An 11,693-nucleotide genomic window follows, 5' to 3' on the forward strand; every position below is an offset into this window, starting at 1 on the left:
GCCTGCACAATATGCGCACCATTCAGCATTTGCCGCGCGAAAAGCAGATGCAAAAGGCGACAGAAACCATGGAGCTGTATGCTCCGCTGGCCCATCGCTTTGGGCTATTTAGTATCAAAAGCGAGCTCGAGGATCTTTGTTTTAAGGTTATTGATCCCAATTCCTATAAGTTTATCGCTCGAAAGCTCAGGGAAAAGAAAGAAGCCCGGGAAGCTTTTATCGAGGAATTCATGGATCCTATTGATGAGGAGTTAGGTAAACAGGGCTTTACATTTGAGATGAAAGGGCGCCCCAAGCATATTTATTCCATCTTTCGGAAGATGCAGCGCCAGCAAAAGCCGTTTGAGGAGATTTACGATCTTTTTGCCATCCGTATTATTCTTGAAGAGCCCCATACCAAGGAGGATTGCTGGAGGGTATATTCAATAATTACTGATTGGTATACACCCATTCCCAAGCGGTTTCGTGACTTTATTTCGGTGCCGAAAGCCAACGGCTATCAGTCGTTACACACTACGGTTATCACGAAAAAGGGACGCAAGGTAGAGGTACAGATTCGCACCCGACACATGGACGATATTGCCGAAAAGGGCGTGGCTGCCCACTGGAAGTATAAAGAGGGAAAAGAGGGTGGCTCCGAAACATTGGAGAAGTTTGTCCACTGGGTGCGCGATGTATTGGATAATCCTCGTCCCGATGCGGCTACCGAGTTTGTCAAGGATTTTCAGTTGAATCTGTATCAGGATGAAATCTATGTATTTACGCCCGATGGTGAGCTGCGCACGCTTCCGCAGGGGGCAACACCCATTGATTTTGCTTTTGACATCCATAGTGAGATTGGGGAACGAGCAATTGCGGCCAAAGTAAATGGTAAAATGGCCCCCCTCCGCCAAAAGCTGGATATCGGTGATCAGGTTGAGATCATCACGGGAAATAAAATTAATCTTAATCCCGACTGGATTAATGATGTTGTTACCCATAAGGCCAAGTCTCGTATTCGGCAATATATCAAGCAGAAAGAACGGCAAAAGGCCGAAGAGGGACGCGAAATATGGGAGAAAAGAGCCAAGCGCGCCAATATCGAAATATCGGAACAGGATTTAACTCGCATCGCCCAAAAGTTGAAATTCGATTCTACACAGGATCTTTTTTATGACATTGGAAAGGGTAGCTTTGATGTGAATGAGCTCTATGATGTGGTTAAGCAGTTTACCAGTAAGGGACGTATTGACGATAAAGAGGATGAAGATAAGCCGGCCCCTGTAACGGAAGAGGAAATACAGGAAACCTATATCAATGCTGCGCGTTCGATCAGTGATGATAAGGCATTGGTTATTAATGGTGAGCTTACCAATGTGAAATACAGTTACGCCAATTGCTGTAATCCTATTCCCGGTGATGATGTGATGGGCTTTATCAGTCGAACCGGTGATGTGAAGGTGCATCGATCAAATTGCAAGAATATTCACCACCTGATACAAACTGATGGGGAACGAATTGTTGATGTTTCTTGGGCGAAAAATATTGATTCCAAATTTCTCGGGGCTGTTAAAGTCATTGGTGAAGATCGGGTGGGTATGATCAACGATATTACCGATGTGCTGTCGAAATCGCTGGAAACAAACATGAAAAGCATTAACGTAAGTAGCGACAGTGGAATGTTTGAAGGCATTCTTACGGTCTACGTTGATGATATTGATCACCTTGGACGTATCATCAATAAATTGCAGAAAGTGGGAGGCGTAAAAAGCGTATTTAGGTACGAATAAGTGATTGTTTTCGTTACTACTTACCGGACAAGATCATTTTTATCTCTGGAATAAAAGTAATATCATCAACCAAGCAAAATTTGATGCTTTTTTACGGTTAGAGGCCGGGGTCAGAGTAAAAAAGAATATCGAACTACAGAGTTAAAAAGATCATTTCAGACTATGATTACCTATACAAAAAGAGATATTGTACGACGCGTTGCTGAGCAGATGGATGAACCCATGGTACAGTCCGATCCATGGGTCAATGCCGTTTTGGACGCATTGCGCGAGACGATGATGGATGCGGATCCGACGTGCCGGATTGAATTACGAGATTTTGGTGTTTTTGAAGTGAAGAAGACCAAAGCGAAGCCGAAAGCACGAAACCCTCGCACAAATGAAGAGATTTATGTGCCGGCGCATCGCAAAACACATTTTAAACCGAGCAAGCTTTTAAAAGAATTTTTAAAAGAACCTCTTGAAGAAGAGGAAGTAGAAGAAATGGAAGATTAGCCGTGGCAGAATATGGAAGAATAATCGGTATCGATGTAGGAACAAAGTGGATTGGTTTAGCTCGCACCGATTTATTAAAAACAGTAGCCAATCCCATTGGAACCTATCATGTGGATGACGTTTTTGAAGCTCTTGAAGAACAGCTTGAAAATGAAAACGTCGAAAAAGTGGTGGTCGGTTGGCCCCTTACTCCTGAAGGGGAGGAAGGTAGAGCCATTAAAATGGTTGAGGAATTCCTGACTAAGCTTGAGGCCAAATTCCCCGATATCGAAATTGCTAAAATTGATGAGCGTTATACGACAAAAGAGGCTGTTCGAGCAATGGTTGAAGCAGGGGTTCCCAAAATGAAACGACGGGAATCTGATCGCGTAAACCAGGCTGCTGCCGCTATCATTCTCCAGAAATATATAGAACTTGTAAAAGCAAATAATGTCCGTATTACCGATCGTTACGTATGATGATGAGGTGCTTCGCAAAGAGGCAGAACCCGTCGAAGAAAACACACCCGAAATTCAGCAACTTATCGACGATATGTTCGATACCATGTACAATGCTGATGGGGTCGGACTTGCTGCTCCGCAAATAGGGAGATTGCATCGAATTTTTGTAGCTGATGCTGATCCTATGACCGAAGAAGAGCAAGGCAGCAAATATGGTCCTTTAGTGTTAATCAATCCTGAGATAACCTTCGAAAGTGAAGAGGAAACAAAAATGGATGAAGGGTGTCTGAGCATTCCCGGGGTTAACGCATCGGTTACACGGCCCGAAAAAATTGTGGTAAATTATCTTGACCGTGATTTTAATGAGCAGGAACTGGAAGTTGACGGCTGGCTGGCAAGAGTTATTCAACACGAAACGGATCATCTGGACGGGATCTTGTTTTTGGATCACTTATCATTATTCAAGCGTAAATTGCTGAGTTCCAAGCTAAAAGAGATTGACGAGGGACGTGCTGAAATAGGGTACCCCACCGTTCTAAAAAAACAAGAGGCTAATAAATAGAGGGTTTTTATGCGCATCGTGTTTATGGGTTCCCCGGATTTTGCCCTTCCCAGTTTGGAACGCCTCTATGAATCTGATCACGAAATTGCTGCCGTAGTAAGTAATATTGACAAACGACGGGGTCGCCGGGTACGGCCGACGGCTGTTAAGAAAAAGGCAGTAGAACTTGATCTGCCGGTTATTGAAGTTGAAGAACTTGATGACCCCGCCTTTTATGAGGAGTTGAAGGCGTTGGAAGCGGACCTGTTTGTAGTCGTCGCATTTCGTATTTTACCGCCAGAGATTCTGGATTTGCCCGAGAAGGGATCTATTAACCTCCACGCATCACTTCTTCCCAAGTATCGTGGGGCTGCTCCTATTCACTGGGCAATTATAAATGGAGAGGATAAAACGGGCTGTACGGTTTTTTTTCTGGATGAAAATGTGGATACCGGCAATATCATCAAGCAGCAGGAAACAGCTGTTGGTCCCGACGAAACGACGGGCGATGTATACAAGCGCCTGAAAAAAATAGGTAGTAAGCTGTTATTGGATGCGGTTGATCAGATCGATCGTGATTCGTATGAGTTGCAGAAGCAGGATCATGATAAAGCCACACCGGCTCCGAAGTTGTTTACAGAAGATTGCAAAATTGATTTCAGCAAAAATGCTGAGGATGTTCATAACAAAATCCGAGGACTAAGCCCTTTCCCAACGGCCTGGGCGGTGCTCGATGATTTGAAATTTAACATGTACCGTTCAGAAGTTGGTCCGTCTATGGATATCGCCCAGGGCCGCTTGCAAATGTATAATGATGAACTGCTGGTAGGCTGCAAAGATGCCAGTGTAGTATTGAAAGAAGTACAGCTGGAGGGTAAAAAGCGGATGAGTGGCAAGGATTTCATGAACGGATACAGCGGGGAGGGAATGCTACATTAAAATATCATAAAAAGGAAAATTGTATTGACAAATAATCAGATAATTGTCATATAATCATATTCACTTTTACCCTGCAATAAAACTACAGATAATATGGAGTTATCATCATTTTTGGATGCCGCTAAAAAGGGAAACTTGTCAAAAGTAAAAAAGTTACGGGATGAGGATAATGATATTAATCAAACTGCCAAGAATGGTGTTACAGCGCTCATTTTAGCAGCTGAAAACAATCATGCCGACGTTGTAGAGTATCTGCTGAGCGAAGGTGCGGATGTTACGGCTTCAACAACGATGGGCGGGACGGCCGTTAGCAGAGCTGCCGAAAGTGGATATGTTGATATTATTCAAAAGCTGTTGGACCATGGAGCGCAGGCCGGTGACTTGGCTCTTATTGCGGCAGCCCGCGAAGGAAATTTGGAGGCCGTACAGTTACTGATCGAACATGGGGCCAATGTTAATGCCGAGCAGAGATGGGGACTGACTCCCTTGATGCTTGCTGCTCGTGAAGGGCACCTGGATATCGTTAATTATCTGCTGAGTATGAAAGCAAAGATTAAGGTGAAGGATAAAAACGGTAATTCAGCCTTGTCGCTGGCATTGGATAACGACCATGCTGAGATTGCCAATCAACTGCGGCGTGCCGGCGCAAAAGCCGATGCAAGCAAGGATGCCGACTCCGACTTAGATGAAGAGGACGCCGAAGATCTGCTTGATACCGATGATTTTGATGATCTTATTGACGAAGAAGAAATTCCCGAGGATGTCGATCTGGATGAAGATTAGAAGGTAATTTAATATCAGGATATAGTTTACAAAAGATCGTTTGAACTCTTATTTTTAGTTGAAATTCAATAATACGCGATTTTTATCGCGAGAACTTTAACGAAGTAACGAAAAGGTTACAATTTATGAGTAAAATTAATATTGGTATTAATGGTTTCGGGCGCATTGGAAGATTGGTGACGCGATCTATTATGGCGTACCACAAAGATGATATAAATGTTGTTGGCGTTAATGATTTGATGGATGCGGAAACGCTTGCCTACCTCTTTAAACGTGATTCTGTTCACGGTACTTATGACGGAGAGGTAAGCTACACTGATGACAGTATTACGATTGACGGAATGGAGATTGGTATCTCATCCGAAAAAGACCCCGCCAACTTAAAGTGGGGAGAGCGCGGTGCTGATATCATTGTTGAATCTACCGGATTGTTCCGTACAAAGGAAGGGGCTTCCAAACACCTCGAAGCGGGCGCTGAAAAAGTAATTATTTCTGCTCCTGCCAAAGGAGATGGCGATGTGAAAACCGTCGTATTGGGAGTTAATGAAGAAATTATTGATGAGGACACCCAAATTTATTCCAACGCAAGTTGTACAACCAACTGTTTGGCTCCAATGGTGAAAGTACTACATGATGCTTTTGGACTCGAAAGAGGATTCATGACAACTACCCATGCTTATACCGGAAGCCAAAATATTTTGGATGGACCGCACAAAGACCCACGTCGCGGGCGTACGGCAGCACATAATATTGTTCCAACGACTACCGGTGCTGCACAGGCTGTAGAACTGGTATTACCCGAATTGGAAGGTCGATTAGATGGAAGTGCTATTCGCGTTCCGGTACCCGACGGGTCATTGACCGATCTTACTGCGATTTTAGATAAAGATGTAACAGTTGAAGAGGTTCATGAAGCGTTTAAAAATGCAGCAGATGGCTCCATGAAAGGCGTACTGCAGTATTCGGATGAGGAGCTTGTTTCTACCGACATCCTTACAAATCCCCACTCATGTATTTATGACAGTGGATTTACCAAGGCGAACGGGAACTTGGTTAAAATTCTTGCTTGGTATGATAACGAAGCAGGATATTCTGCACGTACCGCTGATTTAATTAAAAAAATCGCCTAACGTTTAGCTGGTGGAATCACTTTAGGTGGTTCCACCAGTACTTTTTTCCGGGACGTAGCGCAGTCCGGTAGCGCACCACGTTCGGGACGTGGGGGTCGCTGGTTCAAATCCAGTCGTCCCGACAAATCAAGGTCAGAGTTATTCTGACCTTTTTCATTTTAATAGAATAAGTTGAGGCTTATGATTGATTGGAAACAGGTAAATGAGTACGCAGGGAAAGGGAATCCCGATCCCCCCAGAAGAGTTGAAAAGTCTGAGGAAGAGTGGAAGCAAGATCTCACCGATGAGCAGTTTTATGTGACCCGTAAACATGGCACAGAGCGACCGGGAACGGGCGAATATTGCGAAAGTCACCAACCGGGTTTGTATGCTTGTGTGTGTTGTGGAACAGAGTTATTTGATTCTACTGAGAAGTTTGAATCGGCCTCGGGTTGGCCCAGTTTTACTGAGTCGGTTGCAGATAATGTGATAAAATACGAGGAGGATTACAGCCATGGTATGCAGCGTATCGAGGTGTTATGCAATGTTTGTGATGCCCACCTAGGTCATGTTTTTCCGGATGGACCTAAACCCACCGGACTCCGTTATTGTGTCAATTCGGCGTCACTACAGCTTATAAAAAAAGCCGATTAGGATTTTATTTCGTAACTGTAGGAGATTTCAGAACCTTTTTCGAGGGCTTTGGAAACCGAGCAATACTTGTCGAGGGATAAATCAATAGCTCGTTTAACTTTTTTGTCGTCAAGATCACCGGTGAAAATAAAGTTCAGGTGAATGGTTTTGAATTCGGAATAGGTGTCTTTGTTTTGTCGATCTCCATCTACTACTACCTTAAGATCTTGCAAATCCTGTTTCTGTTTTTCAAGAATGCCGATGATATCAATGGCACTGCAGCCACCTACGCCGGCCAGTAAAAGTTGCATGGGACTGAAGCCGCCTTCAAGCCCGCCAATTTCTGTGGTACCGTCCATTCGGACTTTTCCGCCCTCTTCGTTTTGGGCTTCCATGTGTAAATCTTCAAGATGATCGATCGTGATTTTCATAGAGGATAAAATTTTTACAGAGTTGATTAGGATGTGAAGGTACCGAAATGATAAGTCCTAAAAAAACTCAACCATCGGCTTTAGGAGCAGGCATTGTAACTTTTATGGTTGTCCCTTTTTCCGGCGTTGATGATACCTTAATATCAGCGTTGCATATATCACTAAATGCCTTTACGGTGGGCATCCCCAAACCATAGCTTGTTTCGTTATTCGTTCCGGCACGACCACCGCTTTCTTTTTTCTCAAACAGGTGTTGCAGTATTTCTTCAGTCATTCCAATGCCATCATCAGAAACGGTAGTAACCAGCTTGTTTGAGCGATAACAAACATGGACATTCACTTTTTTACCTCTTGGAGTAAATTTGAGCGCATTTGAGATAAGATTGGTTACGATTCTTTCATATTTATGTTTGTCGAACATGACCGGAGGTATAGAATTTTCAATTGTTAAAGATAATTCTACACCTTTATTGTTAGCCGAAAATTGAAACATGCTGATAATATTCTTCAGTCCTTTTACAGGCCTATAGATTTCCGGCTGATACTTGATTTGACCAAATTGAACCTGCTCGGTGTCAAGCAACTCCGAAATGATGCGATCAATTTGTGTAGCTCCTTCGGTAATGATTTGATTTAACAGTGATTGGTCTTCTTCATCCAAATCATCTTCTTGCAGAGTTTCAGCGGCCCCCATAATGCCGGTTAATGGATTACGAATATCATGCGAGGCTACTTTTAATAATCGGTCTTTGAAACCCACCAACTGTTGAAGTTCATATTCACGTTTGCGTAGTTCAAGACGTGCCATAACCTCATCTGCCAGCGTCTGTAGACTTTCGCGCTGCTCATCCAAAAGTGATCTTTCTTTAAAATCAAGAACACAAATACTCCCAATTGCATTATTACTATCAGTAATGAGCGGGGCACCAGCATAAAATCGATAGTTTGGATCATTTTTTACATAATCGAAATTTGCAAATCGCGGGTCTTCGGATAGGTTTTTTACTTCAAAAAAATCATTATCCAGGGTTGTATAATGGCAGATACTTTCAGACCTTGATAGGCTATTTTGATTCGTCCCCACACAGGATTTCGACCACTGTTCGTTAGAATCAACTAAATTGATAAAGGCAACTGGCGTTTCACTGATTTGGCTTGCCAGTGTAGTAAGGGCATCAAATTCCTTTTCCGGCAGGGTGTGTAAAATATTATAAGAGTGTAATTCCTGGAGGCGCTGTTGCTCATTTTCCGGGAGGGGAAAATTTTGATTTTTGGGTTGTTGCATAAATTGCTTTTTTAGGGATAATGTCAATTATTGTTACCAATTCTTATCCGCTGTAATGGGTCTAATGTAAGATTCTTATCACTGTTTTGTTAATTGTAGTATTCAGATATGTCACAACAAAAAGCGACCATTTTATTAGTTGAAGACAATCCGGCCATTTCTCAATTGGTATCATTTAAATTAAAAAAGTACGGGTTTGATTTTCACCATCGGGCCAATGGTAAAGAAGGCTTCGAGGTTTTGCAGGAACTGAAACCCGATTTGGTGATTCTTGATGTAATGTTGCCGAGTATGAATGGATTTGAAATTCTACGGCAGTTAAGACTCAATGAAGAGCTTGGAGATACCAAAGTTATTATGTTGACAAGTAAGAATAGGGTAGAAGATTTGGAGAAAGGTTTTAGTTTAAAAGTGGAAGATTATATTGCCAAACCTTTTAAACCGGCAGAGTTAATCATGAGGATAGAAAAAGCTCTAAACTAACGCTCATTGCATCTGTTCAATCTGTTTATACAATCAGGATTTAGCGAGCTTTCGCTTCAGCTTCTTTGGACGGTTACACTGATTTTGTTGGCACTCACTTTGCTGTTATTTGCCAGTTCTTTGATAGCAAGGTCTCGGTATCGGTCTCAAGAGCGAAAGGTGGAAAAGTTAAAGGAAAAACTCTATCCACTGATATTATATTTTATCGATGATGAAATAACTCTGGATGATCTTAAATCGGAATTTACTGATGAGGGATTGGAATATGAGGTGTTTGAGGATATTATATTTGAGATGCTCGAAACGGTGAGAGGTCCAGAATCGGATAAGCTACGCAGGCTTTTGTATTTAAATCCTATATTTAAATATCATTCCCGACAGCTTAATTCCCGCAGAACAGCTCCTCGCATTAAAGCATGTCATTATTTTAGCTATTTAAAATTGGTTGATGAGCAGGTAATAAAAAAGCTGTTTTCATTTCTTTCATCGGACAATACCATGTTGGTTTTTTCGGCTGCTTCAGCACTTATGGCAAGCCCGAGAGTTCAAATTCGAAGCCAGGCATTACAAGTAATAGCGGAACGCCCAAATTTTTCGGCTATGGCCCTGCTTGAAATGACCTACAAATTTCATAACAGTCATGAAGATCAACAACAGGGAGAAGCAGACGCGCTTAAAGAAATTATTTTAAATAAAAAGATGCCACAAAAGAGTTTGGGTATCTTAATTAAGGGTGTTTCAGAACTGAGGTATCAGAACTTGGTGCCTACTTTATGGAAGAAGCTAAGCTCGACAAAAAAGCGCTGGAAAAATCACAAAGTATTACCGGCTTTGATCAAAGCGCAGGGGGTATTTCTGAATACCGAAGCCGCCAATGATATAAAAAAGTATAGTGGGCATAAGCATCCTGAGGTACGACAGGCAGTAGCCGAGGCTTTGGGAATGATGGGAGGAGAAGAAAATCTACTGCTCCTTCAATCTATGGTTGAGGATGATAATTTTGAGGTCAAACTTACCGCGGTAAAAGCTTTGCAAGAAAATGAAGATGAGGGTGAGCAGTTATTGGAAGAATCAATGAACAAATATTCAATGGTAGAATCTGTAGCTGCGATGCCTTCTAACAATTGAACAAACAACTATGCCGGATATTACGTTACATCTACAAGAAATCGTGAATATGCTTGAACCATTGAATTGGTTTTTTTTGGCCTATTTTCTGGGCGTCAATCTCGTATATATTGGGCTGGTAGTAATTTCCTTTTTCTATATCCGTTCGCAACAGGACTATTTTGAGGTCTATAAACTAACGGGATTATTTCGGTCAGAGTTATATAAGCCGGTTAGTATTTTATCACCGGCCTATAATGAAGAAGCTAATATTATTCCATCGGTTGAAGCACTTCTGCAGATTGAGTTTCCTGACTTTGAAGTTATTGTTGTTAATGATGGCAGCACCGACCAGACGCTCGAAAAGTTGAAGGATCATTTTGAATTATTTGAAGTGGCAGCGCCCAAAGATTTACCGCTTGATCATAAACCAATAAAACAGGTATATCGCTCAAAACGATACACCGAGTTGGTGGTCGTTGATAAAGTAAATGGCCGAAAAGCCGATGCCCTTAATGCGGGTATTAATATGGCTCGCAAAGATCTTATCTGTGCGATTGATGCGGATTCAATACTTGATTCCAATGTGCTGTTAAAATTGTTGCGAGCATTTGTAGAAAACGAAAACGTAATTGCCGTGGGAGGCATTGTTCGATTGGCTAATGGCTGTAATATTGAGGATTATATTGTAAAGGATGTCGATATCCCTGACACGTTTTTGGGTCGCATACAATCCGTTGAATATTTGCGGGCATTTCTATTTGGTAGGGTGGGATGGGATTACCTGGAAAGTCTGCTTATTATTTCGGGCGCATTTGGGGTATTTGATCGCAAAGCGGTTCAAGAGGTCGGCGGGTATTTGCATGATACCGTTGGAGAGGATATGGAATTGGTGGTACGATTGCACAAACATTTTCGCCAAAAAGATGCGGATTATAGTATTCGGTTTTTACCGGAGCCGGTATGCTGGACGGAGGTGCCTGAAGACTGGAGCGTATTGGGGAAACAACGAAATCGTTGGCAACGAGGGTTGGCCGATACCTTGTGGCGGCATAAAGATATGCTTTTTAATCCCAAATATGGGCGCCTTGGATTACTGGCAATGCCCTATTTCTTCTTTGTGGAAATGTTGGGTCCGGTCGTAGAGCTGATAGGATTTTTGTACTTTTTTGCGATTATTGCACTGGGGTATCTTAATTCGAGTTTCGTGCTCATGTTTTTCTCGGTTGCCATCTTGTTGGGAATGGTACTATCCGTTTCGGCCGTGCTTTGTGAAGAGTTTACTTATCGTAAATATCCATCTTTGGGTGATGTATCAACACTGAGTTTTTATGCTTTGTTAGAAAATATTGGATTTCGTCAAATTCACACTTGGTGGCGTTTTAAAGGATTAATTGCCTTTTTAAAAGGGGATAAGGAATGGGGTGTTATGACCAGGAAAGGATTGCAGGGTAAAGCAGATAATAGTTCTGAAGAAACAACAAAATATTCCACATTTCAGAAGTTAAGTCAGGTAAAATATTGGGCTGTAATTGGCATCGTGGCTTTTTTGATAAGCCTTTTGATAGCTCAAGTCTTAATTGATCAGCAACTTATTCCTGATTTCTGGAGGTTTTTATAGCTGTCAGCCATTGAAAGTAGTTATATATTTCAAGCGGCTTGCTTTCTTGTGCAGTTC

The 11,693-nt window shown here is 42.2% G+C and carries 13 protein-coding genes and 1 tRNA gene; 12 read left to right on the plus strand and 2 right to left on the minus strand.

Features of this window, described 5'->3' with window-relative positions:
* From ACQ76V_RS03170 to msrB, 9 genes are all read left to right on the plus strand, one after another.
* Positions 1-1,769: RelA/SpoT family protein (locus ACQ76V_RS03170; RefSeq protein ID WP_440999028.1), on the plus strand; the 1,769-nt coding region annotated here is incomplete at its 5' end.
* 162 nt (positions 1,770-1,931) lie between these two features.
* Positions 1,932-2,264 carry an HU family DNA-binding protein gene (locus ACQ76V_RS03175; protein ID WP_440999029.1) on the plus strand — a complete coding sequence of 111 codons (333 nt, stop codon included), beginning with the start codon at positions 1,932-1,934 and terminating at the stop codon, positions 2,262-2,264.
* A 2-nt stretch (positions 2,265-2,266) separates the two neighbouring features.
* The gene (gene ruvX, locus ACQ76V_RS03180) at positions 2,267-2,722 is read left to right on the plus strand and encodes a Holliday junction resolvase RuvX (RefSeq protein ID WP_440999030.1); all 456 of its coding nucleotides are present in this window, start codon (positions 2,267-2,269) and stop codon (positions 2,720-2,722) included.
* Positions 2,694-3,266: a peptide deformylase gene (def, locus tag ACQ76V_RS03185; protein ID WP_440999031.1), complete on the plus strand. Its 573-nt coding sequence runs from the start codon at positions 2,694-2,696 to the stop codon at positions 3,264-3,266. Before ruvX ends, def begins: the two co-directional genes overlap by 29 nt.
* A gap of 9 nt (positions 3,267-3,275) precedes the next feature.
* Complete coding sequence (fmt, locus tag ACQ76V_RS03190) at positions 3,276-4,184, plus strand: methionyl-tRNA formyltransferase (protein ID WP_440999032.1); 909 nt, start codon at positions 3,276-3,278, stop codon at positions 4,182-4,184.
* 93 nt (positions 4,185-4,277) lie between these two features.
* A complete protein-coding gene (locus tag ACQ76V_RS03195; RefSeq protein WP_440999033.1) occupies positions 4,278-4,967 on the plus strand; it encodes an ankyrin repeat domain-containing protein in 690 nt (229 codons plus the stop codon).
* Between the two features lie 125 nt (positions 4,968-5,092).
* Complete coding sequence (gene gap / locus ACQ76V_RS03200; RefSeq protein WP_440999034.1) at positions 5,093-6,097, plus strand: type I glyceraldehyde-3-phosphate dehydrogenase; 1,005 nt, start codon at positions 5,093-5,095, stop codon at positions 6,095-6,097.
* 48 nt (positions 6,098-6,145) lie between these two features.
* Positions 6,146-6,219: transfer RNA gene (locus ACQ76V_RS03205), tRNA-Pro, on the plus strand.
* Between the two features lie 58 nt (positions 6,220-6,277).
* On the plus strand, positions 6,278-6,730 hold the full coding sequence (gene msrB, locus ACQ76V_RS03210; RefSeq protein WP_440999035.1) for a peptide-methionine (R)-S-oxide reductase MsrB: 453 nt from the start codon (positions 6,278-6,280) through the stop codon (positions 6,728-6,730).
* Here the strand turns inward: msrB and ACQ76V_RS03215 are convergent.
* Positions 6,727-7,140, minus strand: coding sequence for an OsmC family protein (locus ACQ76V_RS03215; RefSeq protein WP_440999036.1), 414 nt, complete (start codon positions 7,138-7,140; stop codon positions 6,727-6,729). The two genes, msrB and ACQ76V_RS03215, sit on opposite strands and share 4 nt — an antisense overlap.
* Positions 7,141-7,207: 67 nt before the next feature.
* Positions 7,208-8,425 (minus strand): GAF domain-containing sensor histidine kinase, encoded by a 1,218-nt coding sequence (locus tag ACQ76V_RS03220; protein WP_440999037.1) that lies wholly within the window; start codon positions 8,423-8,425, stop codon positions 7,208-7,210.
* A 108-nt stretch (positions 8,426-8,533) separates the two neighbouring features.
* Here ACQ76V_RS03220 and ACQ76V_RS03225 point away from each other — a divergent pair, with 108 nt between their 5' ends.
* The 3 genes from ACQ76V_RS03225 (at position 8,534) to ACQ76V_RS03235 (ending at position 11,636) form a co-directional block, all read left to right on the plus strand.
* Positions 8,534-8,908, plus strand: coding sequence for a response regulator transcription factor (locus tag ACQ76V_RS03225; protein ID WP_440999038.1), 375 nt, complete (start codon positions 8,534-8,536; stop codon positions 8,906-8,908).
* A 159-nt stretch (positions 8,909-9,067) separates the two neighbouring features.
* On the plus strand, positions 9,068-10,036 hold the full coding sequence (locus ACQ76V_RS03230; RefSeq protein ID WP_440999039.1) for a HEAT repeat domain-containing protein: 969 nt from the start codon (positions 9,068-9,070) through the stop codon (positions 10,034-10,036).
* A gap of 10 nt (positions 10,037-10,046) precedes the next feature.
* A complete protein-coding gene (locus ACQ76V_RS03235; protein ID WP_440999040.1) occupies positions 10,047-11,636 on the plus strand; it encodes a glycosyltransferase in 1,590 nt (529 codons plus the stop codon).
* Positions 11,637-11,693 lie beyond the last annotated feature (57 nt).

It is taken from the genome of Fodinibius sp. SL11 (assembly GCF_052060035.1).
GTDB lineage: Bacteria > Bacteroidota > Rhodothermia > Balneolales > Balneolaceae > Fodinibius.

What these genes read in the sequence shown, in the direction of transcription:
- ACQ76V_RS03175 (WP_440999029.1), top strand. Translation starts at nt 1,932, where the DNA reads ATGATTACCTATACAAAAAGAGATATTGTACGACGCGTTGCTGAGCAG.
- def (WP_440999031.1), top strand. Translation starts at nt 2,694, where the DNA reads ATGTCCGTATTACCGATCGTTACGTATGATGATGAGGTGCTTCGCAAA.
- fmt (WP_440999032.1), top strand. Translation starts at nt 3,276, where the DNA reads ATGCGCATCGTGTTTATGGGTTCCCCGGATTTTGCCCTTCCCAGTTTG.
- ACQ76V_RS03195 (WP_440999033.1), top strand. Translation starts at nt 4,278, where the DNA reads ATGGAGTTATCATCATTTTTGGATGCCGCTAAAAAGGGAAACTTGTCA.
- gap (WP_440999034.1), top strand. Translation starts at nt 5,093, where the DNA reads ATGAGTAAAATTAATATTGGTATTAATGGTTTCGGGCGCATTGGAAGA.
- msrB (WP_440999035.1), top strand. Translation starts at nt 6,278, where the DNA reads ATGATTGATTGGAAACAGGTAAATGAGTACGCAGGGAAAGGGAATCCC.
- ACQ76V_RS03215 (WP_440999036.1), bottom strand. Translation starts at nt 7,140, where the DNA reads ATGAAAATCACGATCGATCATCTTGAAGATTTACACATGGAAGCCCAA.
- ACQ76V_RS03220 (WP_440999037.1), bottom strand. Translation starts at nt 8,425, where the DNA reads ATGCAACAACCCAAAAATCAAAATTTTCCCCTCCCGGAAAATGAGCAA.
- ACQ76V_RS03225 (WP_440999038.1), top strand. Translation starts at nt 8,534, where the DNA reads ATGTCACAACAAAAAGCGACCATTTTATTAGTTGAAGACAATCCGGCC.
- ACQ76V_RS03235 (WP_440999040.1), top strand. Translation starts at nt 10,047, where the DNA reads ATGCCGGATATTACGTTACATCTACAAGAAATCGTGAATATGCTTGAA.